Annotated in this window: 22 protein-coding genes; 13 read left to right on the top strand and 9 right to left on the bottom strand. The window is 66.6% G+C overall.

Going from position 1 to position 22,184, the window contains the following annotated elements:
- Both ACIQ67_RS14285 and ACIQ67_RS14280 read left to right on the top strand, forming a co-directional pair.
- Positions 1 to 721: DUF2145 domain-containing protein (locus ACIQ67_RS14285; RefSeq protein ID WP_397535043.1), on the top strand; the 721-nt coding region annotated here is incomplete at its 5' end.
- Positions 722 to 731: 10 nt separating this feature from the next.
- A complete protein-coding gene (locus ACIQ67_RS14280; RefSeq protein WP_397535042.1) occupies positions 732 to 2,636 on the top strand; it encodes an MFS transporter in 1,905 nt (634 codons plus the stop codon).
- 62 nt (positions 2,637 to 2,698) lie between these two features.
- Here the strand turns inward: ACIQ67_RS14280 and ACIQ67_RS14275 are convergent, their stop codons facing one another.
- Both ACIQ67_RS14275 and tgt read right to left on the bottom strand, forming a co-directional pair.
- Positions 2,699 to 3,214, bottom strand: coding sequence for a hypothetical protein (locus ACIQ67_RS14275; protein WP_397535041.1), 516 nt, complete (start codon positions 3,212 to 3,214; stop codon positions 2,699 to 2,701).
- A gap of 37 nt (positions 3,215 to 3,251) precedes the next feature.
- A complete protein-coding gene (gene tgt / locus ACIQ67_RS14270) occupies positions 3,252 to 4,379 on the bottom strand; it encodes a tRNA guanosine(34) transglycosylase Tgt (protein ID WP_397535040.1) in 1,128 nt (375 codons plus the stop codon).
- Between the two features lie 123 nt (positions 4,380 to 4,502).
- On the opposite strand from tgt, the gene ACIQ67_RS14265 reads away from it, so the two are divergent.
- From ACIQ67_RS14265 to ACIQ67_RS14250, 4 genes are all read left to right on the top strand, one after another.
- Positions 4,503 to 5,324, top strand: a complete 822-nt coding sequence (locus ACIQ67_RS14265; protein WP_397535039.1) for a substrate-binding periplasmic protein — start codon at positions 4,503 to 4,505, stop codon at positions 5,322 to 5,324.
- A 90-nt stretch (positions 5,325 to 5,414) separates the two neighbouring features.
- On the top strand, positions 5,415 to 6,242 hold the full coding sequence (locus tag ACIQ67_RS14260; RefSeq protein WP_397535038.1) for a substrate-binding periplasmic protein: 828 nt from the start codon (positions 5,415 to 5,417) through the stop codon (positions 6,240 to 6,242).
- Positions 6,243 to 6,294: 52 nt separating this feature from the next.
- Complete coding sequence (locus ACIQ67_RS14255) at positions 6,295 to 6,903, top strand: IMPACT family protein (protein WP_397535037.1); 609 nt, start codon at positions 6,295 to 6,297, stop codon at positions 6,901 to 6,903.
- Positions 6,904 to 6,994: 91 nt separating this feature from the next.
- Positions 6,995 to 9,256 (top strand): ATP-binding protein, encoded by a 2,262-nt coding sequence (locus ACIQ67_RS14250; RefSeq protein ID WP_397535036.1) that lies wholly within the window; start codon positions 6,995 to 6,997, stop codon positions 9,254 to 9,256.
- On the opposite strand, the gene ACIQ67_RS14245 is transcribed toward ACIQ67_RS14250, so the two are convergent.
- Complete coding sequence (locus ACIQ67_RS14245) at positions 9,189 to 9,857, bottom strand: response regulator transcription factor (RefSeq protein ID WP_397535035.1); 669 nt, start codon at positions 9,855 to 9,857, stop codon at positions 9,189 to 9,191. The genes ACIQ67_RS14250 and ACIQ67_RS14245 overlap by 68 nt on opposite strands.
- Positions 9,858 to 9,998: 141 nt before the next feature.
- On the opposite strand from ACIQ67_RS14245, the gene ACIQ67_RS14240 reads away from it, so the two are divergent.
- Positions 9,999 to 11,288: a hypothetical protein gene (locus tag ACIQ67_RS14240; RefSeq protein WP_397535034.1), complete on the top strand. Its 1,290-nt coding sequence runs from the start codon at positions 9,999 to 10,001 to the stop codon at positions 11,286 to 11,288.
- A 78-nt stretch (positions 11,289 to 11,366) separates the two neighbouring features.
- Here the strand turns inward: ACIQ67_RS14240 and ACIQ67_RS14235 are convergent, their stop codons facing one another.
- Positions 11,367 to 12,098 carry a substrate-binding periplasmic protein gene (locus tag ACIQ67_RS14235; RefSeq protein WP_397535033.1) on the bottom strand — a complete coding sequence of 244 codons (732 nt, stop codon included), beginning with the start codon at positions 12,096 to 12,098 and terminating at the stop codon, positions 11,367 to 11,369.
- A 40-nt stretch (positions 12,099 to 12,138) separates the two neighbouring features.
- Positions 12,139 to 13,188 carry a tRNA preQ1(34) S-adenosylmethionine ribosyltransferase-isomerase QueA gene (queA, locus tag ACIQ67_RS14230; protein WP_397535032.1) on the bottom strand — a complete coding sequence of 350 codons (1,050 nt, stop codon included), beginning with the start codon at positions 13,186 to 13,188 and terminating at the stop codon, positions 12,139 to 12,141.
- A 147-nt stretch (positions 13,189 to 13,335) separates the two neighbouring features.
- Between queA and ACIQ67_RS14225 the strand changes: the two genes are divergently transcribed.
- The 3 genes from ACIQ67_RS14225 (at position 13,336) to ACIQ67_RS14215 (ending at position 15,014) form a co-directional block, all read left to right on the top strand.
- Positions 13,336 to 14,094: a substrate-binding periplasmic protein gene (locus tag ACIQ67_RS14225; RefSeq protein ID WP_397535031.1), complete on the top strand. Its 759-nt coding sequence runs from the start codon at positions 13,336 to 13,338 to the stop codon at positions 14,092 to 14,094.
- A gap of 102 nt (positions 14,095 to 14,196) precedes the next feature.
- Entirely contained in the window at positions 14,197 to 14,592 is a 396-nt protein-coding gene (locus tag ACIQ67_RS14220) for a TraR/DksA family transcriptional regulator (RefSeq protein WP_397535030.1), read from the top strand.
- 38 nt (positions 14,593 to 14,630) lie between these two features.
- Entirely contained in the window at positions 14,631 to 15,014 is a 384-nt protein-coding gene (locus ACIQ67_RS14215) for a hypothetical protein (RefSeq protein ID WP_397535029.1), read from the top strand.
- 63 nt (positions 15,015 to 15,077) lie between these two features.
- Here ACIQ67_RS14215 and ACIQ67_RS14210 read toward each other — a convergent pair whose 3' ends face one another.
- The gene (locus ACIQ67_RS14210; RefSeq protein ID WP_397535028.1) at positions 15,078 to 15,638 is read right to left on the bottom strand and encodes a DUF2799 domain-containing protein; all 561 of its coding nucleotides are present in this window, start codon (positions 15,636 to 15,638) and stop codon (positions 15,078 to 15,080) included.
- A gap of 106 nt (positions 15,639 to 15,744) precedes the next feature.
- Between ACIQ67_RS14210 and recG the strand changes: the two genes are divergently transcribed.
- Entirely contained in the window at positions 15,745 to 17,826 is a 2,082-nt protein-coding gene (recG, locus tag ACIQ67_RS14205; RefSeq protein WP_397535027.1) for an ATP-dependent DNA helicase RecG, read from the top strand.
- A 3-nt stretch (positions 17,827 to 17,829) separates the two neighbouring features.
- Here recG and ACIQ67_RS14200 read toward each other — a convergent pair whose 3' ends face one another.
- Positions 17,830 to 18,510: a peptidylprolyl isomerase gene (locus ACIQ67_RS14200; protein WP_397535026.1), complete on the bottom strand. Its 681-nt coding sequence runs from the start codon at positions 18,508 to 18,510 to the stop codon at positions 17,830 to 17,832.
- A 199-nt stretch (positions 18,511 to 18,709) separates the two neighbouring features.
- On the opposite strand from ACIQ67_RS14200, the gene ACIQ67_RS14195 reads away from it, so the two are divergent.
- Positions 18,710 to 19,189, top strand: coding sequence for an FKBP-type peptidyl-prolyl cis-trans isomerase (locus tag ACIQ67_RS14195; RefSeq protein ID WP_397535025.1), 480 nt, complete (start codon positions 18,710 to 18,712; stop codon positions 19,187 to 19,189).
- Positions 19,190 to 19,208: 19 nt separating this feature from the next.
- Here ACIQ67_RS14195 and panC read toward each other — a convergent pair whose 3' ends face one another.
- Both panC and panB read right to left on the bottom strand, forming a co-directional pair.
- Positions 19,209 to 20,060, bottom strand: a complete 852-nt coding sequence (panC, locus tag ACIQ67_RS14190; RefSeq protein WP_397535024.1) for a pantoate--beta-alanine ligase — start codon at positions 20,058 to 20,060, stop codon at positions 19,209 to 19,211.
- A 106-nt stretch (positions 20,061 to 20,166) separates the two neighbouring features.
- Entirely contained in the window at positions 20,167 to 20,976 is an 810-nt protein-coding gene (panB, locus tag ACIQ67_RS14185; RefSeq protein WP_397535023.1) for a 3-methyl-2-oxobutanoate hydroxymethyltransferase, read from the bottom strand.
- Positions 20,977 to 21,096: 120 nt separating this feature from the next.
- On the opposite strand from panB, the gene ACIQ67_RS14180 reads away from it, so the two are divergent.
- Complete coding sequence (locus ACIQ67_RS14180; RefSeq protein WP_397535022.1) at positions 21,097 to 22,098, top strand: LysR substrate-binding domain-containing protein; 1,002 nt, start codon at positions 21,097 to 21,099, stop codon at positions 22,096 to 22,098.
- Positions 22,099 to 22,184 lie beyond the last annotated feature (86 nt).

Genomic DNA, 22,184 nt, shown 5'->3' with positions numbered 1-22,184 from the left:
CAAGCCACTGAGCCTGCAGCAGATCGAGCGCGGCATGGCGCTGGCCGAGGCTGCTGCGCGCCAGCTCGACGCCGGCGCTGCCGATGTCGTGCTGCTGGCCCGCGCCGGCCAGGACCTGGGCAAGTACGGCCTGCAGTGGTCGCACCTGGGCTTCGCCTACCGCGACCGCCGCGGCCCGCAGCCCGTATGGCGTGTGCTGCACAAGCTCAACCACTGCGGCACAGCGCGCGGCGACCTGTTCCGCCAGGGCCTGGGCGAGTTTTTCCTGGACCGGCCGCAGCGCTACGAGGCTGCCTATGCTGCACTGAGCCCGGCCCTGCAGCGGAGCCTGCTGCCGCTGCTGCAGGACGATGCGCGCGTCGCCGCCCTGCACGAGCCGCGCTACAGCATGGTGGCCTACCCGTGGTCACGCCAGTACCAACAGAGCAACCAATGGGCGCTGGAAACACTGGCCGCGGCCAGTCGACCCGGGCTGCGCGGCCGCGCCGACGCCCAGGCCTGGCTGCAGGCGCAAGGCTACAGGCCGACGGTTCTGCAGCTTTCGCCCTTCACCAGGCTGGGTGCGCGCGTCGGCATGGCGCACGTTGCTTTCGACGATCATCCGGACACGCAGCACTTCGCCGGACGCATCGCCACCGTGACGGTTGACTCAGTCTTCGCCTGGTTGCCACAAACGGGGCTCGCGCAGCGGGCAGAATCGGTGCAACAACAAAACCATTAGGGAGAGAGCCATGTCCGAGCCTCATGGCAGCCAGTTCGCGCTGCTGACGCAACGCCGCTTCGCGCCGTTTTTCTGGACCCAGTTCCTCGGCGCCGCGAACGACAACCTGTTCAAGTTCGCCTTCACCGTGCTCGTCACCTACCAGCTGCAGCTGGCCTGGCTGCCGCCGGCCCAGGCCGGGCTGGCAATTGGCGCACTGTTCATCCTGCCCTTCGTGCTGTTCTCGGCCACCAGCGGGCAACTGGCCGACAAGCACGACAAGACGCAGCTGATGCGCTTCATCAAGAGCCTGGAGATCGCCATCATGGCGCTGGCTGCCTGGGGCTTCTACACGACCCACGTGCCGATACTGTTGGGCTGCGTCTTCCTGCTGGGTCTGCACTCGACGCTGTTCGGCCCGGTCAAATACGCCTACCTGCCGCAGCAACTCGGCGAGCGCGAGCTCACCGGCGGCAACGGCATGGTGGAGATGGGCACCTTCGTGGCCATCCTGCTGGGCAATGTGGCCGGCGGCCTGCTGATCGCCACGCCGCTGGTCGGCGCCCAGCATGTGGCGATGGTCTGCTTCGCGCTGGCGCTGCTGGGGCGCCTGACGGCGCAGGCCATTCCGCCCTGCCCGGCCACCGACCCGCAGCTGCGCATCAACTGGAATCCGTTCACAGAGACCTGGCGCAATCTGAAGCTGGCACATGAGCAGCTGGCGGTGTTCCGCTCGCTGCTGGGCATCTCCTGGATGTGGTTCTTCGGCGCGGTGTTCCTGGCCAACTTCCCGGCCTTCGCAAAGGAAGTGCTGCATGGCAACGAGCAGGTAGCCTCACTGCTGCTGGTCGTGTTCTCCGTTGGAATTGGCACAGGCTCACTGTTGTGCGAGGTGCTGTCGCGCCGCCATGTGGAGATCGGCCTGGTGCCGCTGGGCGCCATCGGCATGAGCGTGTTCGCCATCGACCTCTACTTCGCCTCGCGCGGCCTGCCGCCCACGGCCGGCGCGCTGGGCCTTTCGGACTTCTTCGCACAGGCCGCGCACTGGCGCGTGTTGGCCGACCTGTGCTTGCTGGCGCTGTTCGCCGGGCTCTACAGCGTGCCCATGTACGCGCTGATCCAGCTGCGCGCCCAGCCCACGCACCGCGCCCGCATCATCGCGGCGAACAACATCCTCAATGCGCTGTTCATGATCGCCAGCTCCCTGCTGGCCGGCGCGCTGCTGAGCCAGGGCCTCAGCATTCCCGAGCTGTTCCTGGCCGTGGGCCTGGCCAATGCCGTGGTGGCGGCCTACATCTTCCTGCTGGTGCCGGAGTACCTGCTGCGCTTCGTCGCCTTCGTGGTGTCGCGCCTGATCTACCGCTTCAAGATTCGCGGCGACGAGCACATCCCAACGCAAGGCGCGGCGCTGCTGGTCTGCAATCACGTCAGCTTCATCGACGCGGTGCTGCTGATGGCAGCCAGCCCGCGGCCGATACGTTTCCTGATGGACCACCGCATCTTCCGCATCCCGGTGCTGGGCTGGCTGTTCAAGCTGGCCAAGGCCATCCCCATCGCGCCGCAGAAGGACGACCCGACCACCTACGAAGCCGCCTTCGTCCAGGCCCGCGCCGTGCTGGCCGATGGCGAGCTGCTGTGCATCTTCCCCGAGGGTGGCATCACCCGCGACGGCCAGCTACAGCCCTTCAAGGGTGGCGTGATGAAGATCCTCGAAGGCCAGGATTCGGTGCCCGTGGTGCCGCTGGCGCTGCAGAACCTGTGGGGCTCCTTCTTCTCGCGCGTCGAGCGTGGCGAAGCAATGGTCAAGCCTTTCAGGCGCGGCCTCTTCAGCCGCGTGGGCCTGCTGGCCGGTGCGCCGTTGGCCCGCACCGAAGTGAGCCCGGAGCGGCTGCAGCAGCGGATCGGGGAGCTGCTGGCGCTGCGTTCACCAGGCTGAGGCGCAGCTTCTCTCAGGCCCGCCTGGGCCTTGACGGGTATCCCAGGCACCGTGGCCGGACATCAGCCGCCGCCGGCCTTCGAGCCCTCGCGCCGCCAGAAGCGGCGCAGCCGCAGCTTGACAGCCCGCGCGCTGCGCCACAGTGCGCTGGCATGCACCCATTCCAGCAGCGCGCCTTTCCAGGCCGTCCAGCGCAGATACAGCCGCGCGAACCAGGGCAGCTGCAGCAAGGCCGGCTGCACCAGCTGGAACAGCCGGGCGATCAGCGCGGTGCCCACCAGCTTGGCCGCCAGGATCAGACCCAGGCCCAGCAAGGCCTGACCCTTGCCGATCAGCCACAGCGCACCCAGCTTCACCGGGATCAGCAGCAGGCTGGGCAGTGCCAGCGCCAGCAGTGCCGCATAGGGCGGCAGGCGCTTCAGACCGGCTTCAAGCTGGCGCAGCAGCGGCAGCCGGCCCAGCCAGGCCATGGCCCGCTGCAGCGGCTCCCAGCCCCATTCCTCGAACAGGATGAGCAGGGCCAGCAGCAGGCGCAGCAGCCAGCGCAGCGGGGCCAAAAGCGTCTTGATCAGCGGCATCGCCGCATCATGGTGTCAAAGCGCGCCCCGTGCCGGATCACACCCCGCGCGCGCGGTCCTCGGTGAACTTTTTCTGGAAGCCCGCGAAATCGCCCGCATCCAGCGCCTCGCGGACTTCCTTCATCAGGTTCAGGTAGTAGTGCAGGTTGTGAATGCTGGTCAGCATCGGGCCCAGCATCTCGCCGCAGCGGTCCAGGTGGTGCAGATAGGCGCGGCTGAAGTTCTGGCAGCAGTAGCAGCTGCAGGTCTCGTCCACCGGCCGCTCGTCGGTCTTGTAGCGGGCGTTGCGCAGTCGCAGGTCGCCGAAGCGGGTGAACAGATGGCCGTTGCGCGCATTGCGGGTGGGCATCACGCAGTCGAACATGTCGATGCCCTGGCTGACGCCTTCCACCAGGTCCTCCGGTGTGCCCACACCCATCAGATAACGCGGTTTTTGCGCAGGCAGCTGATGACCGATATGGGCCAGCACGCGCTGCATATCGGCCTTGGGCTCGCCCACGCTCAAGCCGCCGATCGCATAACCCGGCAGGTCCAGCGCAGCCAGGCCGGCCAGCGAATGGTCGCGCAGGTTCTCGAACATGCCTCCCTGCACGATGCCGAACAGCGCATTCGGATTCTCCAGCCGCGCAAACTCGTCCTGGCAGCGCTTGGCCCAACGCAGGCTCATCTCCATGCTCTTGCGCGCTTCGATCTCGGTGGTGATGTGGCCCTTGGTCTCGTAGGGCGTGCACTCGTCGAACTGCATGACGATGTCGCTGTTCAGAATCGTCTGGATCTGCATCGAGATCTCGGGCGTCAGGAACAGCTTGTCACCGTTCACCGGTGAGGCGAACTTGACGCCCTCTTCCGAGATCTTGCGCATCTCGCCCAGACTCCAGACCTGGAAGCCGCCGCTGTCGGTGAGGATGGGCTTGTTCCAGCTCTCGAACCTATGCAGGCCGCCGAACTGCCGCATGATGTCCAGGCCCGGCCGCATCCACAGGTGGAAGGTGTTGCCCAGGATGATCTGCGCGCCCATCTCTTCGAGCGAGCGCGGCATCACGCCCTTGACCGTGCCATAGGTGCCCACCGGCATGAAGATGGGCGTCTGCACGACGCCATGGTTGAGGGTGAGCGTGCCGCGGCGGGCGCGGCCTTCGGTCTTGAGCAGTTCGAACTTCAGCATGATGGGCGCGATTGTCTCAGGCGCAGGCCGCCTTGGCGGCTCCGACGGCGCCGGGTCGCGCTGTAGACTTGCGAAACAGGGCAACAGACCTGCAGCAAGCAGGCCCTTGATGAGACAAGGCGAATGGTGCATCCACGCGTGTTCGCGCGCCGATTGCTGTGGGCAGCGGCGCTCAGCCTGTTCAGCCACGCCAGCTGGGCCTGCGGCCCCTATTCCGTCGGCCTCTACGAATTCGGCGCCCTGCTCTACCGAGCCGGCTCCGAGGACATGCGCGGTATCGACAAGGATCTGATCGACGCCTTGGCGCGCCGCAGCGGCTGCGTGCTCCAGACCCGGGTGGAGTCGCGCTCGCGCATCTGGCAGCAGCTGGGCAACGGCACGCTGGACATCACCGTCTCTGGCATTCCCACCCCGGAGCGTGAGCATTTCGCCGTGTTCCTGCCCTACCTCTCGACACGCAACCATGCGCTGATCGGGCGAAGCCTGGCCGCCTCAGCCGGCAGCCCGGCGCAGTTTTTGGCGGACCCCTCGCTGCGCGTGGCTGCGGTGCGCAGCTTCAAGTACGGCCCCCGCATCGACGGCTGGCTGGTACAGCTGCGCACCCAGGGTCGCGTGGACGAGGTGGCGGACTTCCCTACGGCCTTCAAGGTGTTGATGGCCGGCCGCGTGGCCATGGTGTTTGCCCATCCGATGGTGATCGAGCCTTGGCGCAAGCAGGCGCTGAGCGAGCATGTGCTGCTGGACTGGGCGCCGGAGGACACCATCACTGCAGGTCTGGTGCTGTCGCGCAGCCGCGTTACTGCGGCCGACCAGCTGCTGCTGCGTCGCCACCTCGAGAGCATGCTGACGGATGGTGAATTCGACCAGATCCTGCGCCAGCATCTCGGGCCGGACATGGCCAGGCAGGTGCGATACGAGGCTGGCCGGAGCAGCCGTCAGCCTTGAGCTGCGGCCGGCTGGCATAGACTGCAGACACGCTAGGGAGCCAGACCTGCATCACAAGCAGGCGCCATCGCAACCGTTGGATTTGCGTCCGTGCGTTTTCGATCAAGACCGTTCTTTTCCCTGCTGGGCCTGCTCCTATGTGCCTCGCTGGACGCTTCCGCCGCTTGTGCCCGCTACACCCTGGCGTTCTATGAACTGGGCGTCCTCTATTACCGCGGCGCTGACGGGAAGCGGCAAGGCATCGACAAGGACATCGTGGACGAGCTGGCGCGCCGCAGCGGCTGCCCGTTCAACACCGTGCTGGAGTCCCGGGTACGCATCTGGGACCAGCTCTCGCGCCATGCGCTCGATCTCAGCGTGTCCGGCATCGCCACCGCGCAGCGCGAAGAGTTCGCCGAGTTCGTCCCCTACTTCCAGACGCGCAACTTCGCACTGCTGCGCCGAACGCTGCTGCCCGCCTTGGCAACGCCTGAGTCCTTCGTCAAACAAGGTCAGTCCCAGGTCGCTGCGGTCAAGAGCTTCAAGCATGGCGCGCTGTACGACGCCTGGCTGGCCGAGTTGCGGGCGAAGAACCGGGTCGTCGATGTCGCCGACTTCGACCAAGGGGTTCGGCTGTTCCGGGCCGGGCGCGTCGATGCCCTGATCGCGCTGCCGACCAGCTGGGCGCTGCTCTTGCACGACCCGGGCTTGGCGCAGCAGTTCCAGGTGATGGATTGGGCCCCGCAGGACCAGTTGGTGCATGGACTCATCATGTCGCGGCAACGTGTCAGTGCCGAAGACCGCGAGCGGCTGCGCCAAGCCCTGAACACCATGATCAGCGATGGCACCGTCAAGTCCATCTTCAGCCGCCATGTGGGCGAGACGCTGGCCGCCGGCATGTTGCTCGCTCAACCAGCACCCCGCCGGGCCGGCCCATGACACACCGAGACCACTCAATGCAGCGCCCAAGCTGAGTTCAAATGCCGGCACGATGCCCTACAGCCTTGCCCGCGCGGTTCACAGCGAACTGATCATCAAGAAGAGCCGTTTCATCGCCTGCGTCGAGTCCTGCGCCGACCGGGCGATGGCCCAGCGCCGCGTGGCCGAGTTGCGAGAGCAGCACCCAGGGGCTGTGCATGTGTGCTGGGCGCTGATGGCCGGTGGCCAATCTGCCGCCGTCGACGATGGCGAGCCCAGCGGCACGGCTGGCCGCCCCATGCTGGAGGTGCTGCGCCACCAGGATCTGGAAGGCGTGCTGGCCAGCGTGGTGCGCTACTGGGGCGGCGTGAAGCTGGGCGCAGGCGGCCTGGTGCGCGCCTACACCGACAGCGTGGCGCAGGCGCTGCTGAACGCCGAGAAAGTGCCGCAGCTGCGCCTGCAACAGCTGCGCTGCACCGTGCCCTATGCGCTGGAAGGCTTGCTGCGCCGCGAGATCGAGCAGCAGGCCGGCGCCGCGTTGCTGGACGTGCAGCATGGCGCCCAGGTGGAGCTGACGCTCAGCCTGCCAGAATCGGCCGCTGGCGGATTCGTGGCACGCCTCAATGAGAGCGGGCAGGGGCGGGTGGGCTGGCTGAGGGCCGGCGAGAGGCCCGCAGGATAGATAGGCTATCGTTGCCGACCGAAAGGAGTGGGTAACGATGCGATGGCTGTCCCCTTCCGGGCGACCGACTGGCAGGTTCTGGCGCTGGTTAATGCCCTTCTTGCTGATGCTCTGTGCCAGCAGTGCCTGGCCGCAGACGACCCTGGAGATCCGGCAGGCTTGGTTCAGTCGTGATGCATCCCATCCCGAAAAGCCGGTGCGTTTGCCAGACACCTGGAAGCAGCGCGGCCTGCCTGCCGATGGCTTCGGCCGCTACCGCATACCGTTCGAGATGCGCGAGGCGCCGCCCGACGGGCAGGCCTGGGCACTGCGGGCTGAACGCCTGAGCCGCTTTCATCGCATCTGGCTCAACGGCGTGCTCGTTCATGCCCCCGAGGACACGCCCGAACTGCGCATCCATGCCTCTGCTGTGCTGACCTGGCTGGAGATGCCTGCCAACTCGCTCAGGCAAGGCAGCAACGAGCTGGTCGTGGAGGTCTACCACCGCCGGCGTGGCGGCCTCTCAGCGATCTGGATCGGTCCGGCGGCGAGCCTGCAGCCTACTCACCAATGGGCATTGATGCGGCAGGCCACGCTGCCGCAGTGGGTCAATATGCTGGCCGCAGGCTTCTCGCTGCTGTTGCTCTTGCTGTGGCTGGAACGCCGGCAGGAGCATGCACTGGGCCTGTTCTCGCTGCTGAGCCTGCTCACCTCGGTCCGCAACAGCGTCTATGGCCTGACGGTGCCCTACGGGCTGGTCTGGGCGCTGGACCTGTTCTATTACCTATGCCAGGTAATGAGCGTCCTGCTGCTGAGCTGGTTTGCTCTGGCCTGGAGCGAGCGGCGCCTGCCGCATTACCGCATGCTGCTGCACATCGCTGCACCCTTGCTCCTGCTGGGCGGAAGCATGGCTGCCTGGCTCGGTCGCCTGGAACCTTGGCGAACCTGGGCCTACCCGCTTCTGATGCTGATGGCCTTGCCCGCACTTTGGCTGATCCTGGCTCATGCGCACAGGGTGGGCGGCTGGCGGCGCGGCGCACTGGCGTCAGCCCTGCTCATCATGATGGGCGCCGCAGTTCATGACTATCTGGTCGGCCAGGGCCGGCTGCCGGTGACCTCGAGCTTCATCATGCCGTGGGCCCAGCCGCTGGCCATGATCGCCTTCGCCAGCCTTCTGGCGGAGCGGCTGGTTGTCGCGCTGCGCAGCAGCGAGCGCTATCAAGTGGAATTGGAGCGTGTCGTCGCCCAGCGCACGGCAGAACTGCAAGCGTCGGACCTTGCCAAGACGCGACTCCTCGACGCGGCCAGCCATGACCTTCGCCAACCGGTGACAGCCATCGGTCTGCAGCTCGGCATGGCGCGCAGCCGGACAACCGAACCCGGCCAGCGTCAGCTGCTGGATCGCGCAATGCAAGGGCTTCAGAGTCTGGAATCGCTGCTCAAGGGTCTGCTCGACTATTCGCGCCTGAGCCGAACGGAAGCGCTTGCCGCGCCGGGCCCAGTCCGCGTGCAAGGCCTATTCGACTCGATCTGCCTGCATGCCGAGCCGCTGGCGCGGGCGCGCGGCCTGCAATTGCGGGTGCGCCCCAGCACGGCCTGGGTGTTGTCGGACCCCCTGCTGCTGGAACAGATCCTGAGGAACCTGCTCAGCAATGCCATCCAGCACACCGATTCAGGCGGCGTGCTGCTGGCACTGCGGCGCCGGGGCACGACCGCATGGCTGGAGGTTCGTGACACCGGGCCCGGCATCGCTGCGGCCGACCAGCAGCGCATCTTCGAGCCCTTCGTGCAGCTGCAGAATCCGGCGCGTGCCCGCGAACGCGGCACCGGGCTTGGGCTGGCCATTGTTCAGGAGGCAGCCAGAAAGCTGGGCCATGTCATCACGCTGCAGTCGCAGCCCGGACGGGGCAGCTGCTTCCGGCTGCAAGTGCCGCTGATCGAGGCCCCCATCTCCCCTGGGGTGAGCGCCGCAACGCCCGACACGGCACCACCCCTGCCCGCGTTGCCCGCGATGCAGGTCTGGCTGGTCGAAGACGATGCGTCGCTGCGCGAGGCACTGGCTGAGCAACTGCAAGGCTGGGGGCTGCGGGTGCAGGCGTTTGCCGACGCGGAGTCAGTGCTGAAACCACTGGCCCACACCACGCTTCCGCCACCCGACTGGGTGTTGAGCGATCTGCGCCTGCCCGGACTCGACGGCGCCGGCATGCTGAGTGCCCTGCTGGACCGCTGGCCGCAACTCCGCGCGGTCCTGATGAGCGCCGAGCGCCAGCCACCGACGGGCCGCTGGATCATCCTGCACAAACCCTTCAGCCCGGCTGAGCTGTGGCAGCAGCTGCACCAGACTCCGGCGCCTGAGCACCCAAACGCATCCTGAGGCCCAGGCTCATGGCGACAACCATGGCCTCGGCGCGCCGGCTCACGCCGAGCTTGCGAAAGATGACTGCCAGGTGCGTCTTGAGCGTTGACTCCGACATCTGCAGCTGGCGACACATCACCTTGTTGCTCAAGCCCGCGAGCAAGAGCTGAAGGACCTCCTGCTGTCGGCCTGAGAACGTCGGCGCTGACGGCACGGCACCGAGCTGAAGCCCAAGGTGGGACGGCAGCTGGATGCGCCCCTGAAGCGCGCCGGACAGCCGCGCCAGCAACTGCTCAAAGTTGGCGGTCTTGGGGATGAATCCGGCAGCCCCAGCCTCCAGGCAGGCCAGCACCGTCTCGGTCCGCTCATCGGCAGACACGACGATCACAGGCACCGCAGCATCCAACTCACGCACGCGCTGCAGAGCCTCGATGCCCTGGACATCAGGAAGCCCCAGATCCAGCAAGACCAGCGCCGGTGCCGCATCGCTGTTGAGCATGTTCAGCAAGGCCTCAAGGGTGCCGCACTGAAGGCACGTCAAACCGGAAACCGCAGACTCCAACAGCGCGGCCAGCCCCTCGCGCATCAGGGCGTGGTCGTCGAGCAAAGCAACTCTCATCACTGCAATTTATCCCGACCCTGCGCCATCGGCCAATTGGTCGATACCCGCTTGCTGCACGTCTGCCTAGCATGCCCTGCCATAGACCCGGGCCTGGTGCCCGAGAAGCAAAGCAATAGTCCACGGACTCAGGGAACCCTCATGAAATCACGCCTCAATGTCCTCGCCTTCAGTACCTCCCTGCTGCTGGCCGCCTGTGGCGGCGGTGGCGACAGCAGCCCGCCGGCACCTGCACCTGTACCTGCACCTGCACCTGCACCTGCACCTGCGCCTGCACCTGCGCCCGCTCCGGCCCCAGCCCCGGCTCCAGCTCCAGCGCTAAGCGGCATCTTCATCGACGAGCCGGTCGCCGGCCTGAGCTACAGCACATCCGGTGGCTATATCGGCGTGACGGACGCAACGGGTGCCTATCGCTACAACAAGGGCGAGACCGTCACCTTCAAGATCGGCTCGCTGACCCTGGGCAGCGCAGCAGGCAGCGCCGCCATCTACCCGTCGGATCTGGCGCGCAAGGACCCCGCGAATGCGTCCAACATCGCGACGAACTTGATGGTGCTGCTGCAGTCCTTGAACACCACACCGGGCGGCACGGTGATCACCCTGCCGGCCGCCCTGCAGAGCGCATCGCTGCCAGCGCTGGACCTGACGCAGGCACCGGCAAGCTTCGCCGCCAACAGTTCGCTGGCGCAGATCCTCAACACCGCCGGCATCAAGACCGCTGTTGTCCAGCCCAGCGCCGCGATCGCGGGGGCAACAACCGCATTCACCAGCATGGCCGCAGGCTTCTGGCAACTCCATGATGCAACGGGCAATGCCGTGCCTGAGTTCTGGCGCATGGACAACAAGGGCAAGTACCTGATGGGCACCGCCGCCGAGGCCAACACCGCGCGCAATGGCGTCGAGGCCGGTACCTTGGTCTGGGATCCGCTGACGAACAACTTCAAGAGCAGCGGCATCACCTTGGACAGCAACACCACCGCCGGCCTGTCGCACCGGGATGCGGCCTCGCTCGCCCTCACGCTTCGGGTGACCGGCCGGACGCTGACCGGCAGCGCCGCGGACGGCAATACGGCCTGGGAGCTCCGCCGCATCACCAGCCAGGGCGACAGCATTGTCGGCGTCTGGGCGATCGAGTCAGCAAGCGAGGTCGTCCGGCATCACCTGGTCTTTCTGGCCGACGGCACTTTCGTGCTGCTCGATCCCGTCGGGGCCACTGATCCGGGCTGCAAGGCACCGGCCGGCATCGAGTTGTCCAGCTACACCGTGGACCGGGCCACCGGAAAGGTCAGCATTTCTGGTGTCAAGGTTGACACGAATGGCTGCGCCGGGCTCGGCACCGCAAGCTTCACCATCACCAGTCTGAGTGCCACCAAGATGACCGTCCGTTGGCCGGAGGGCACAAGCGACGAGTTGCTGCGCGTGGCACCCTGATCCTCAGCCCAGACCTGCTATTCACCTGCCGAATCGGCTGAGTCCGGTGAACGAAGCGGATGGGCGGGGAGCGGCCGCTCAGCGCGCAGTGCTTCGGCAGGCACCGACCTGCGCATTGAATCGCTCAAGAAAGCCGGGGTGGAGTGCCAGAAAAGGCTTGGAGAAGTACACGCCCAGCGGGCGGTCCTCCTGCAGCACACTGCGCAGCTGGCCGCCCAGGCCCTGCTCCTGGATCAGGCGCTCCATCACCAGGTTGTTGGCCAGGATGGCATCCACCCGGCCGGCACGCAGCATCTTCAGCAGGCCTTCAGTCGTCGGCGGCGTGGCCACCGCGCGATAGCCGTGTTCGCGCAGCCAGTCGAGCATGTTGGCACCGACAAAGCTGCCGACCTGGGCCGTCTCACGAAACGCCGGTGACAACGGATCGGCCGGATTGCCCACCAACAGGTACCAGCGCCACTGCTGGGGGGCAATGATGGCGGACTTCACGGCGTAGCCATCCCGCTCGCTGTTGCGCGAGGCCGCAAAGAAGCCGTCCGCTTCGCCTAGCTGCACCATCTTCTGCGCGCGCGCCCAGGGCAGCACCTGCACCTCGAAGGGCTGGCCCATGCGGCGCATCACGCAATCCACGGCCTCGACCGCGATGCCGGCAAGGCGTTGCTGGGTGGTGTCGCGATAGCTGTACGGTGGCAGCTCATGCGTGGTCAGACGAACCACCGCCTGGCCAGTGCGAGCCTCAACCGGCAGCGCCAAGCACAGGAAAAAAGCACAGAGCGAAGCCCGTGAAGCAGCAGCCATGCGTGAGCTCATGAGACGACTCGAGGCGTTCTACGGACACTGCAGCCCGGCGTCAACCCTGTATCCGATCCAGCAGCATGGCATCTCCATAGCTGAAGAAGCGGTAGCGCTGCGCGATCGCATGCCGATACAAAGCCATGATCGGCTCGTAACCGGCGAAGGCGCTCACCAGCATCATCAGCGTGCTCTTGGGCAGGTGGAAATTGGTGATCAGCCGATCGACCACGCGGAACTCGAAGCCTGGCGTGATGAAGATGTCGGTCTCGCGCGCTCCGGCCTGCAGCGTGCCGGACACGGCCGCCGATTCCAACGCACGCAAGGTGGTCGTGCCCACCGCGACCACACGGCCGCCGCGCGCCTTGGCCTGCGCGATGGCAGCGACCGTGGTTTCGCTGACCTCGAACCATTCGCTGTGCATCTTGTGTTCGCTGATCTGGTCCACACGGACCGGCTGGAAGGTGCCGGCGCCCACATGCAGGGTCACATGGGCGGTCTCCACCCCGCGTGCGGCCAGACCGGCGAGCACGCCCTCATCGAAATGCAAAGCCGCCGTCGGCGCGGCCACAGCGCCGGGCTCTTTGGCGAACACGGTCTGGTAGCGGCGCACATCGTCCTCTTCGTCGGCGTGCTCGATATAGGGCGGCAGCGGCACATGGCCGTGCTGCTCCAGCAATTCAAACGGCTCGCCCGAGAAGCGCAGATGGAACATGCCGCCATCCGGTCCACAGCGCCCCAGCACTTCGGCATCGAAGGCGCCATCGGCAAAGTGCACGATGGATCCTGGCTTGGGGCTCTTGCTGGCGCGTAGATGGGCCCAGACCTCCTGCGTGCCGGACAGCACGCGCTCGATCAGGGCCTCCACCGCGCCGCCGCTGGCCTTGTGGCCAAAGAGCCGCGCCTTGATGACTTTGGTGTCGTTGAACACCAGCAGGTCGCCGGGATTCAGCAAGCCGGGCAGGTCCCGAAAGATGCGATCCGCCGGCGTTGCGGTGCGACCATCCAGCAGCCTGGAGGCGCTGCGCTCTGCGGCGGGGTGCTGTGCAATCAGTTCGGGGGGCAGCGCGAAATCGAAATCGGCCACCGTGTAGCTGCGTGTCGTCATGAGATTTGAGGGCCGGACAGACCCGTACCAATGAAGGAAGGAGGGAGGGGACGACTGAAATTGTCCCATGCGAAGCGTGACACCGCCCCATGAAGCGCAAACGCTAGACTGTGCTGCAGGGAGCACAAGAGCTTGGAGAGCGGCGAGATGCAGCGACGTAGCGTGATGGCACTAGGCGCCAGCTTGAGTCTTGACCCAACGCTGGGCTGGGCGAACGCAAGGCAAGACCCGGTGCTGCAGGCCTTCACCGAGAACCTGCCGCCGCTGAACTATGCCGAGGGTCGAGAAGCCAAGGGCTTCAGCACGGAACTGCTGCGAATGCTGGGGCAGCAAGCGGGCTTCCACCTGTCGATCGAGGTTCTGCCCTGGGTCCGGGCCATGCAGCAGGTGCAGAAGCGGCCTGATGCCATCCTCTTCTCGCTTACCAGGACGCCTGAGCGCGAAGCCCAGTTCAAGTGGGTCGGGCCGATCAGCCCGCGCCGCATCGTGCTGTTCAAGCTGGCCACGCGCCAGGATCTGGGCGTGCCCAATCTGCAGCGGCTGGCCGGGGCCAAGATCGGCGTGGTGCGTGAATCGGCTACGGCACGGCAAATGCAGAACGACGGCCTGGACATCGGCCAGGAGCTGGAACTGGCGTTGGACGACACCAACAATCTGCGCAAGCTGCTGGCCGGCAGGATGGAATACATGGCCATGCTGGACTGGGCTGCGGCCTGGCAGCTTCAGCAGATGGACCTGCCTTACTCGACCCTGCAAGCCGTGCTGGACTACGACGTCGACAAGAGCTACTGGTTCGGCCTCAACCCACGCTCGGACGACACCCTGGTGCGTCGCCTGCAGGCCGCGCTGGACAGCGTGCGTCGCGACGGGCGCTACGAGCGCCTGCGCCAACGCTACTTCCGCTGATCAAGCGATTGGCCTCTCGCGCCGCACGCCTGTCGCCGGGTTGATTCATCTCAAGCCTGAAACGGCGCGGCGGTGAGAGCATGAGCTCAAGGAGAACACGCCATGAGCCAAGCCCTCACCCCAGGCCAACATGCCTTGCTGGAGAACGCCCTGGTACAGAAGCAACAGCGCCTGGAACAGTCGCTGCAAGCCCAGCTGGGCGGTCAGGATCGGGTGACCCACGCCCGCGAGCAACTTCTGCAAGACGCCGACGACGCACGCGAGCATGATGCCGAACGCGAGGTCGATCTGGCCCGCAGCGATCGCAATCTGGAAGCGCTGCGCGAGGTCAATGAGGCGCTGCTGCGTCTGCGCAGCCCCGACTACGGCTTGTGCATCGACTGCGGCAAAGGCATCGCCTTCGACCGGCTGCAGCACAGCCCCGAGGTGCTGCGCTGCATCGACTGCCAGAGCGCCCTAGAGAAATCCAGCGGCTCGGTCACGCACCGCCGCATCTGAGCACACCACACCATCGATACCCCCAAGGAGAGAGTGATATGACCATGTTTCACGCCGTCGTCTGGCTGGACCACCACAGCGCCAACATCATGCAGTTCGATGCCGAGCATGTGCAGGCCGAGAAGGTCAAGGCCAGCAGCCGCCACACCCGCCAGCACGGCAGCGAGGTGCGCACCGAGCACGAGTTCTTCGCCGACGTCTGTGAAGCGCTGAAGGGAATCGGCGAGATCCTGGTGACCGGCTCCAAGACCGCCCAGGCCGACTTCAAGCACTACCTGGAAAAGCACCGCCCGAATCAGGTGGCGAGCGTGGTCGGCTATGAAACCGTCGACCACCCCAGCGACAAGCAACTGTTGGCCCTGGCACGCCAGTACTTCCTGAAGTACGACCGCATGCACGGCAGCACGCCGCAGCCGCTGTAAGGCGCTGGCCTCGCGCCTTCGCGGCGCGCGCCACCGTTCATTGAGTCAGAAACCGCGCCCCGCTCAGGGGCGTGGTGCCATCAGCATCTGGGTCTGCTGCTGGCTGCGCAGGCGGAACTGCTCCAGGTCCAGAGCACGCAGCAGCGCGCGCAGCTGCTTGCGCTCATCGTCCGTCTTGGCATCCGCCAGCGCCCGCTCCAGCCGCTGCATCTCGATGTAATTGCGATCGATGCGCTGGCCGATCTCGTGAATGCGCTTGGCCGCTTCGTAGCTGCGCTCGAACTCCCCGCCATCCGGCTGATCGGCGCACACGCCGTTGTAGAACTCGCCGCGCAAGCCCTGCTGCCAGCCGCGCTGCGGGCGGCAATAGCTGCGGATGCCCCGCGACCAGCCGTCCTGCCAGGCGGCGGCATTCGGCTGCACGCCGACCTTGGCACAGGCCTTGGCGTGCGACTCCACCAGATCCGGCAAGGCGCCGTCGCGTCCATCGCGCAAGCCCTTGTCCGTCCAATCGACGTTCAGGCATTCCTTCTCGCTCATGCTTGCGCAGGCGCTCAGCAGCGCCATGGCCAGCGCCGCCATCAGCAGGCCAGGCCTTCCTCGCATGTTGTTCAAAAGTTTCATTGCATGAATTGCGCTTGGCGCGGCTTGGTTAGTGAAAGCATGAACGCGCTGACGGCCAGGGCCGTTGACCGGCCGAAGCACCGCCCGCCGAGGCAGAATCCGGCCCATGCCCGAGGCCGCTACCGCCCCCACCGCCGCCAGCAAGCCCAAGTCTGCCCCACAAAAGGCGATGGAAAAACTGGGCCTGCTGCGCGACATCGATCTGGCGCTGCACATCCCGCTGCGCTACGAGGACGAGACGCGCATTGTGCCGATTGGCAGCGGCCGCGAGGGCAACACGCTGCAGTGCGAAGGCGTGGTCAGCGAATGCCGCATCGAGCTGCGCGGCCGGCGCCAGCTGATCGTGCGCATCGAGGACGACAGCGACGAGTTGCTGCTGCGCTTCCTGCACTTCTACCCCTCGCACCAGAAGGCAATGGCCGTGGGCACCCGGCTGCGCGTGCGCGGCGAGCTGCGCGTGGGTTTCTTCGGCCGCGAGATGGTGCACCCGGCCTTCAAGGCGGTGGATGAAGACACGCCGCTGGCGCAAAGCCTGACCCCCGTCTACCCGGCCAGCGCCGGCCTGCCGCAGGCCTATCTGCGCAAGGCCGTGGCGGCCGCGATGAAGCGCGCGCCGCTGCAGGAGTTACTGCCGGCCGGCACCGTGCCACGCCAGCTGCCGCCGCTGCGCGAGGCGCTGGATTTTCTGCACCACCCACCCCCCAGTGCGAGCCTCGCCACGCTGGAAGACCACAGCCATCCGGCCTGGCAGCGCCTGAAGTTCGAGGAGCTGCTGGCCCAGCAGCTGAGCCAGCTGCAGGCGCAGCGCGAACGGGCGCGACTGCAGGCTCCGGCGCTGCGCGGCGCGCGCGGCGGCCTGCATGAGCAACTGCTGGCCGCACTGCCCTTCGCGCTGACCGGCGCGCAGCAGCGCGTGGTCGAGGAGATCGCGCAAGACCTGGCCCTGCCTCAACCGATGCACCGCCTGCTGCAGGGTGATGTGGGCTCGGGCAAGACCATCGTGGCCGCGCTGGCCGCGGCGGTGTGCATGGATGCTGGCTGGCAGTGCGCGCTGATGGCGCCCACCGAGATCCTGGCCGAGCAGCATTTCCGCAAGCTGGTGCAGTGGCTGGAGCCGCTGGGCATCAAGGTCGCCTGGCTGACCGGCTCGGTCAAGGGCAAGGCGCGCCAGAAGATGCTCGACGCCGTGGCCGACGGCAGCGCCGGCCTGGTGGTGGGCACGCATGCGGTGATCGAGGACAAGGTGCAGTTCAAGCAGCTGGGCCTGGCCATCGTCGATGAGCAGCACCGCTTCGGCGTGGCGCAGCGGCTGGCGCTGCGCAAGAAGCTCGAAGCCCAGGCCTCGCGCGGACGCGGCCAGGGCATGGAACCGCACATGCTGATGATGAGCGCGACCCCGATTCCACGGACCTTGGCGATGACCTACTTTGCCGACCTGGCGGTTTCAACCATCGACGAGCTGCCGCCCGGCCGCAGCCCCATCGTCACCAAGGTGTTCGCCGACACGAAGCGCTTGGAGGTGATCGCCAAGATCGCCGATGCAGTCGAGCAGGGCCAACAGGTCTACTGGGTCTGCCCCTTGATCGAGGAAAGCGAGACGCTCGATCTGAAGAACGCCACCGAGACCCATGCCGAGCTCAGCGCGGCGCTGGCCGGCCATGGCGTAGGCCTGCTGCATGGCCGCATGCCGCCGGCGGAGAAGGCCGCGGTGATGGCCGAGTTCAGCGCCAACCGCCTGAGCGTGCTGGTGGCCACCACGGTGATCGAGGTCGGCGTGGACGTGCCCAATGCCAGCCTGATGGTGATCGAGCATGCCGAGCGCTTCGGCCTGAGCCAGCTTCACCAGCTCCGCGGGCGCGTGGGCCGCGGTGCGGTGGCCAGTGTGTGCGTGCTGCTCTATACCGGCCCACTGTCCATCACCGGCAAGGACCGGCTGCGCGCAATGGCCGAGACCACCGACGGCTTCGAGATCGCGCGCCGCGACCTGGACATCCGCGGCCCGGGCGAGTTCATGGGCGCACGCCAGAGCGGCGCCGAGCTCTTGCGCTTCGCCGATCTGCAGGAGGATGCGCCACTGCTGAAAGCCGCGCGGGCGCTGGCGCCGCAGCTGCTCGACCAACACCCGGCCGCAGCCCAAGCGCAGGTGACGCGCTGGCTGGGCAGCAAGGTGGAGTTCCTGAAAGCCTAGTGATCACTTCAGCCGCTGCACCCAGTAGATCAACACCTCCTGGCGTGGGCGGATGTCGCTGGCGCTGTAGAAGTAGGTCGGCACGACATTGATCGCGTCCAGCGTGTTCATGCCCGAGATCACGCGGCCGAACACCGCATAGCCGGGATCGGCGACACTCTTGTAGTCCAGGCCCGGGTTGTCGACCACGTTGATGAAAAACTGCGTGGTGGCGCTGTTGGCGGCGCTGCGCCGGGCCATCGCGACGGTGCCGCGCCGGTTCGACAGGCCGTTGTTGCTCTCCAGCACGATGGGCGCATAGGGCGGCGGCTTCAGATACTGGCCGCTGGTGTAGCCGCCAGCCTGCACGATGAAGTCGCGGTCGACATGGTGGAACAAGGTGTTGCGGTAGTAGCCGTCGGCCACCAGGCGCAGGAAGTTGGCCACCGTCGCCGGTGCATAACCCAGGTCGTAGAGCTCGATCACCAGCTCGCCGCTGCTGGTCAGCATGCAGACACTGGGCCAGCTGCTCTGCGCCGCGGCCTGCAGGCCCGTGCTGCTGCAGCTGCTGGTGGGTGGGAAGGGGGTCGGATTGGGCTTCGGCCAGGGGCCGTTGTCATGCGGGCCGTCGCTGCCGCCGCCGCCGCAGGCGCTCAGCAACAGGGTCAGCACGGCGGGCAGGGCAAGCTTGAACAGGGATCGCATCGCGGCTTCTCCAGGCGGAATGTCTGCTCAACGACTGCCGGGGCCGCAGCGATGACGCAGCACGGCGTCAGATGCAACCAAAGGTTAGCGAGCCGGCGCACCGCTACACTCGCCCGCCACGGGGCAAGGCCTGCATGCAGCCCTCATCAAGAAGGAAACTGCCACCTTGCGTTCACTCCAACTGCTGAACTGATCGATCATGAAGACTGCTGCCTCCACGCGCCGCCATCTGCTGGCCCTGACTCTTGTTTCAATGCTGGGCCTGAGCGCCTGCGGCGGTGGCGGTGGCGACAGCAGCCAGACCTGGGCCGAGATCTCCGGCTCGAATGCGGTGCAGGCGCTGAGAACCACCGACACGCTGGCCGGCACCGGCGCCGAGGCGCTGAACGGCAAGCGGCTGACCGTGCACTACACCGGCTGGCTGTACGACGTGCGCGCCACCAACCAAAAGGGCAGCCAGTTCGACAGCTCCGTCGGCAAGACGCCTTTCGCCTTCACGCTGGGCGCGGGCGCCGTGATCCAGGGCTGGGACCGGGGCTTCGCCGGCATGAAGGCTGGCGGCAAGCGCACGCTGGTGATTCCGGCCGCCCAGGGCTATGGCGCACAAGGTGCCGGCGGCGGCGCGATTCCGGCCAATGCCGCGCTGATCTTCGAAGTCGAGCTGATCAGCGTTCAGTAAGCCCAACGGCAAGCTGGAGTCACAACTCCAGGTTGTCGATCAGGCGGGTCGTGCCCAGCCTGGCCGCACCCAGCACCACCAGCGGCGCGCCCTCTACGGGCGCGCCCAGGTCGCGCTGGCGGCGCAGCACCATGTAGTCGGGCGCCCAGCCGGCCTCGCGCAGGGCCTGCAGCGCAGCCGCCTCGATGGCAGCGACATCACGCTCGCCGCCCTGCCAGCGCGCGATCATCGCTTTCAGCGTGCGGGAGAGACGCAGCGCCTCGGCGCGCTCGGCCTCGCTGAGATAGCCGTTGCGCGAGGACAGCGCCAGGCCTTCATTGCCAGATTCGTCGCTGCGCGTGGTCTCACCGCCGATGATCTGCACCGGCAGCGCCAGCTGCGCCACCATGCGGCGGATCACCATCAGCTGCTGGTAGTCCTTCTTGCCGAAGGCCGCCAGCGTCGGCTGCACGATGTTGAAGAGCTTGTGCACCACGGTGCAGACGCCGGTGAAGAAGCCGGGCCGGAAGTGGCCTTCCAGGATGTCGGCCAGCTCGGACGGCGGCATCACCTTGTAGCCCTGGGGCTCCGGATACAGCTCGGCCTCGCTGGGCGCGAAGACAAAATCGCAGCCCGCGCCTTCGAGCAGCGCGCAATCGCGCTCCAGCGTGCGCGGGTAGGTGTCGAAGTCCTCGTGCGGGGCAAACTGCAGGCGGTTGACGAAGATGCTGGCCACCACCGGGCCACCGCCGTGCTGCACGGCCATCTCGGCCTTGGCTTGGCGTACCAGCGAGAGATGTCCTTCGTGCAGATTGCCCATCGTGGGCACGAAAGCGCGTGGCGCAGTAGCCAGGGCTTGACGCAGGCTGGCGATGGTGTGGTGGACTTGCATGGCGATCCTTCTTGTTCAGCTCTTGCGGGCTTGGCCCGCAACTCGCGCGTGAGTGCGTCACCCGGCGAGGTGGGCCGGGGGCCAGCAAAGACGCGCGCAGGTGGCGTCAGTAGCCGTGCACGTCGTCCTGCGGGAAGGTCTTGGCCTTGACCTCGCCGACGTAGCGACGCACCGCATCCTGAACGGACGCCGCACCCTGCATGAAGTTCTTGACGAAGCGCGGCCGGCGGCCGGGCGTCACGTCCAGCATATCGTGCAGCACCAGCACCTGACCCGAACAGGCCACGCCGGCACCGATACCGATCACGGGAACGCCCAGCGTGCGCGTCAGTTCGGCCGCCAGTGCGCTCGGCACCATCTCCAGCACCAGCATCTGCGCACCGGCCTCAACCAGCTCCTGCGCCTGCTGTTTGAGCAGTGCTGCCGCCGCCTCGTCGCGGCCCTGCACCTTGTAGCCACCCAGTGCAGTGGCGGTCTGCGGTGTCAGGCCCAGATGGGCGCAAACAGGAATACCGCGCTCGGTGATGAAGCGCACCACGGGCGCGGTCCAGCCGCCGCCTTCCAGCTTGACCATGTGCGCGCCCGCCTTGACCAGCGCGGCGGCACTCTTCCAGGCTTCTTCCTTGCTGGCCTGGTAGCTGTCGAAGGGCAGGTCGCCGATCAGCCAGGCACTCTTGCGACCACGCGCGACGCAACGGGTGTGATAGACCATGTCCTCCAAGCTCACCGGCACGGTGCTGGTCTGCCCCTGCAGCACATTGCCCAGCGAATCGCCCACCAGCAGCACATCGACGCCCGCTTCATCCAGCACACTGGCAAAGGCCGCGTCGTAGCAGGTCAGCATGGCGATCTTCTCGCCGCTGGCATGCATTTCAAGCAGTCGGTGCAGGCCGATGGGTTTGCGCTCGCTCGTCATGGTTTACGTCACTTCTTCAGGCCCAGAAATCGGGGCGCCCGCAGTGTAGCCGTGCGACTCCCGATCGACACAGGCTGGGGACAATGTAGGCTTCGCTCCCCAAAAGCCAGAGGATTTCCCATGACATTGACAGAGCTGCGCTACATCGTCGCCGTCGCCCGCGAGCGTCATTTCGGCCGTGCGGCCGAGGCCTGCTTTGTCTCGCAGCCCACGCTCAGCGTCGCGATCAAGAAGCTGGAAGAAGAGCTGGATGTGAAGATCTTCGAGCGCGGCGCCAGCGAGGTGTCGGTCACGCCGCTGGGCGAAGAGATCGTGCGGCAGGCGCAGTCGGTGATCGAGCAGGCCAGCGCCATCAAGGAGATCGCCAAGCGCGGCAAGGACCCACTGGCCGGCGCGTTGCGCCTGGGCCTGATCTACACCATCGGCCCCTATCTGCTGCCCAAGCTGGTCAAGAGCGTGATCGAGCATTACCCGCAGATGCCGCTGATGCTGCAGGAGCACTTCACCGTCAAGCTGCTGGAGATGCTGCGCACCGGCGAACTGGACTGCGCCATCATGGCCGAGCCCTTCCCCGACACCGGCCTGGCCATTGCGCCGCTGTACGACGAGCCCTTCGTCGTCGCGGTGCCGGCCGACCATCCGTTTGCCAAGCGCGAAACGGTCAGCGCGCAGGAACTCAAGAACGAGACCATGCTGCTGCTCGGCACCGGCCACTGCTTCCGCGACCATGTGCTAGAGGTCTGCCCGGAGTTTGCGCGCTTCTCCAGCGATGCCGAGGGCATCCGCAAGAGCTTCGAGGGCAGCTCGCTGGAAACCATCAAGCATATGGTGGCCTCGGGCATGGGCGTCACCGTGGTGCCGGCGCTGTCGGTGCCCAAGGAAGCCCGGTCCGTCGCCGTGCCACCCCAAGACGGGCCGAAGTCCCCCGGGGGCCAGCCCAGCTATTCGATGGGCGTGGGGGCCGACAGCAGCCATCTGCGCTTCGTGCCCTTCGCCGAGCCGGTGCCCACGCGCCGCGTGGTACTGGCCTGGCGCCGCACCTTCACCCGCTATGAGGCGATTGCCGCGCTGCGCAACGCCATCTACGACTGCCCGCTCGAAGGGGTGACACGGCTGTCCTGAGCCTGCTCTGGCAGCAGAGAGATTTTGGCTATCGCGGCGCTTTGATCATTCAAATGGACCTGCGCTGCACCACTCCCTAAAGTCCT

The sequence above is a fragment of the Roseateles sp. genome, assembly GCF_044373315.1.
Classification (GTDB): domain Bacteria; phylum Pseudomonadota; class Gammaproteobacteria; order Burkholderiales; family Burkholderiaceae_C; genus JACDQM01.
The sequence above is the reverse complement of the archived record's forward strand: the minus strand, read 5'-3'. Positions and strand labels throughout refer to the sequence as shown.